General features: G+C 66.0%; 2 protein-coding genes and 1 pseudogene. All 3 read right to left on the bottom strand.

Features of this window, described 5'->3' with window-relative positions; genetic code table 11:
• Window positions 1-2,425 (bottom strand): methyl-accepting chemotaxis protein (locus C662_RS19380; RefSeq protein WP_002934336.1); only part of this gene is annotated, 2,425 nt, incomplete at its 3' end.
• Complete coding sequence (locus C662_RS19375) at window positions 2,425-2,964, bottom strand: chemotaxis protein CheW (protein WP_002934334.1); 540 nt, start codon at window positions 2,962-2,964, stop codon at window positions 2,425-2,427. The genes C662_RS19375 and C662_RS19380, both read right to left, overlap by 1 nt.
• Window positions 2,965-2,992: 28 nt before the next feature.
• Window positions 2,993-3,277, bottom strand: a pseudogene (locus C662_RS19370) (methyl-accepting chemotaxis protein); the annotation flags it as partial.

Here is a 3,277-nt window from a genome sequence, read left to right as displayed (position 1 = left end):
CCATCAGCTCCTGCAGCTGTCCGGCCTGCCCGCCGAGCTCCTCGGCGGTGGCGGCAAGCTCTTCGGAGGCCGAGGCGTTCTGCTGGGTGGCCTTGTTGAGCTGGCCCATGGCGTTGTTGATCTGGCCGACGCCGGCGGTCTGCTCCTGGCTGGCCGAGGCGATCTCCTGCACGAGGTCGGAGGTCTTGTTGATCGAGGGCACGATCTCGTCGAGCAGCGTACCCGCGCGCTCGGCCAGGTGGACCGAGTTGCCGGCGAGCTGGCCGATCTCCTGGGCGGCGACCTGGCTGCGCTCGGCGAGCTTTCTGACCTCGGCGGCGACCACCGCAAAGCCCTTGCCGTGCTCGCCGGCACGGGCCGCTTCGATGGCGGCGTTGAGCGCGAGCAGGTTGGTCTGGTAGGCGATGTCATCGATGATGCCGATCTTGCCGGCGATGTTCTTCATCGCCTCGACCGTGGATTTGACGGCCTGGCCGCCCTCGCCGGCTTCGGAGGCGGCCTTGGTGGCCATGGCGTCGGTGATCTTGGCGTTTTCCGAGTTCTGGTTGATCGAGGCGCTCATCTGCTCGATCGAAGCCGAGGTTTCCTCGACGCTGGCGGCCTGCTCGGAGGAGGACTGGGACAGGCTCTGAGCGGTGGCCGAGACCTGGCCTGCGGCGTTGGTGAGCGCATCGGCCGCGCCACGGACCTGCTCGATGATCTCGGCGAGCTTGTCCATGGACTCGTTGACTGCGTTCTGCAGCACCTGGAAGTCGCCGGCGTAGTTGTCGGTGATCTTCTGGGTGAGGTCGCCCCCGGAGAGTGCGACCATGACGCGCTTGACCTCGTCGATGGGGGCGATGACCGCATCCAGGGTGGCGTTGACGCCCTGGACGATGCGGGCGTAGTCGCCGTGGTGACGGCTGGCGTCGGCGCGGGTGGACAGGCGGCCCTCGACGGCGGCCTGGGCGAGCATGTTGGCGTCGGTGACGAGCGCATTGACCGCGTCGATGGCGGTGTTGAGGTTGTTCTTGATGGTGTTGAAGTCACCGTTGTAGCTGTCGGTGATGCGGGCGGGGATGGCGCCCTTGGCAATCTGGTCGACGTAGTCGGCGGCCACGTTGAGCGGCCCGATGACGGCGTCGAGCGTGGCATTGACGCCTTGCACGATGCGGGCGTAGTCGCCAGGGTGGCGATCGGCGTCGGCCCGCGTGGCGAGGCGGCCCTCGACGGCGGCGGCAGAGAGCATCGCGGTGTCGTCCATCATCGCGTGCAGGTTTGACTGCACCTCGGCCAGCGCGCCTTCGATCTCGCCGAGTTCGTTGTGGTTGCGCACCGTGACCTTCTCGTCGAGCTGGCCTTGCGCGATGCGATGGGCCGCTTCGGCGTTGCCACGCAGGCCGCGCAACAGGCCGGTCACCTGCAGCCCGAACAGGATGGCGGCGACCAGGACGGCCACCGTCATCGCGACCGACAGCGCCAGTTGCGACGATGAGTCGGCGCGCAGCGCCTGGGCGCGGTCGAGCAGCGTGGACGCGATACGATCTTCCTCGACCTTCAGCAGGTCGATCTTGCGCGTGATCGTGGCGAACCAGGTGGCGGGCTCGACGCCGAACTCGCCGATGTTCATGCGATCGAGCGCGATCTGGCGCATGCGCGCGGTTTCGCGCCCCGCCTCGCTGTCGAGTGCCGATTGCAGGCCGTCGATCCAGCTCTGCGGTGCCATCGAGCGGAAGTTCGAAAGATAGGTGTCCTGCGCGGTCAGGATGGTGATGATGCGCCGATGCAGGGCAACATCGGCGGCAGTGTTGGCGGCGAACAGCCCGTTGATCGATGCACGTTCGCGTCCGGCTTGCTCCTTGGCGAGCACGAACATCAGGTAAGCGTTCATGCCGCGCGACAACTCGACCTCCTCGGCCGAGGAGGCGGCGATGTCGATCACCGCCACCAGGTGTTCGATCGTTCCGGTGTAATAGCTGAATGACTCGGGGCCCGGCAGCGACAGGCTCGTGACGCGCCCACGGGTATCCTGCAGCGCAGCGAGGCGGCCTTGCGCGGACTCCACTGCGGTGACGATGTCGCTGCCCAGCAGGTTTCGATCGGCGCTTGCCAGCCAGGCATCCAGTGCGTTGCGTGCCGTATTCGAGTCCTGATGCTGAGCGGTGAGCTCGGCCTGGAAGCGGCCGCCGCGCGAACCGATGAAGCCCGCCGACAGCCCGCGCTCCTTCTGGAGTTCGTGCACCAGGTTGTTGATCTGCACCGACAGCTGGCTGTACTGGGCGCCGCGCTGCATGGCGTTCTGAGCCTGCCATTGGCGGGCGACATCGGTGAGCGCATAGAACAGCACCGCTGCGATCACGATAGCGAAGAGGAGGAAAAGACGTAGCCGGATCGAGCGCCAGCCGTAGGATTGCGTATTCATCATGGTCTTCCCGGGGATGGGCATCAGCCCTCTTCCTTGGCGCTGTCGCCGCCCATGCTGGCGAGCATCGTGATCTCCTCGGTCGAGAGCACGCGATCGACATTGAGGATGATGACGAATCGGTTATCCACTTTGCCCATGCCCTGGATGAAGTCGGCCCTGATCTTTGCGCCAAAGCTCGGCGGTGGTTCGATATCGCCGCGTGGAATCTCCAGCACTTCGTTGACGGCGTCCACGATCACCCCGAGGTCCTGGCGGTCGTCACCGTCGCCCAGCTCGACGATGACGATGCAGGTGCGGCGGGAGACGGCAGAGGTCTCGCCGCCGAAGCGAGCAGACAGGTCGATCACCGGCACAACCGCGCCGCGCAGGTTGATCACGCCGCGGATGAAGGCCGGCATCATCGGAATTTCCGTGATGTTGCCGAACTCGATGATCTCCTTGACGTTCAGGATCCCGAGCGCGAACACCTCGCCGCCGAGGCTGAAGGTGAGGTATTGCTGCGGTCCCGCATCGGCGATCGCAGGCATCTTCTGTCTGGTTTGTGTAAGGCTCTGGCTCATGGCCTGGCTCCTGCTGCGTGGCGTGTGCTCAGAATTTCTCGAAATCGCTTTCGCTGAAGCTGACTGACTTGCCGATCTTCAGCCGGCTGTTGGTGCGCGCCGTGTTGCGGCGCGGTGCGCTATCGCTTGCCGTCGGCGCCGGGGACGGAGGACTCACTGCCGCCGCTGGCTTGCGTGCGGGGCTGCGCCTGGATGTCGCGTCGTCGCTGCCGACGCTGAAGAAGCCCATCAGCTCCTGCAGCTGTCCGGCCTGCCCGCCGAGCTCCTCGGCGGTGGCGGCAAGCTCTTCGGAGGCCGAGGCGTTCTGCTGGGT

The sequence above is a fragment of the Thauera sp. 28 genome (assembly GCF_000310145.2).
GTDB lineage: Bacteria > Pseudomonadota > Gammaproteobacteria > Burkholderiales > Rhodocyclaceae > Thauera > Thauera mechernichensis.
This window is presented reverse-complemented; position numbering and strand designations above follow the sequence as displayed.

Coding starts and splice junctions, on each gene's coding strand:
- C662_RS19375 (WP_002934334.1), bottom strand. CDS start 2,964: ATGAGCCAGAGCCTTACACAAACCAGACAGAAGATGCCTGCGATCGCC.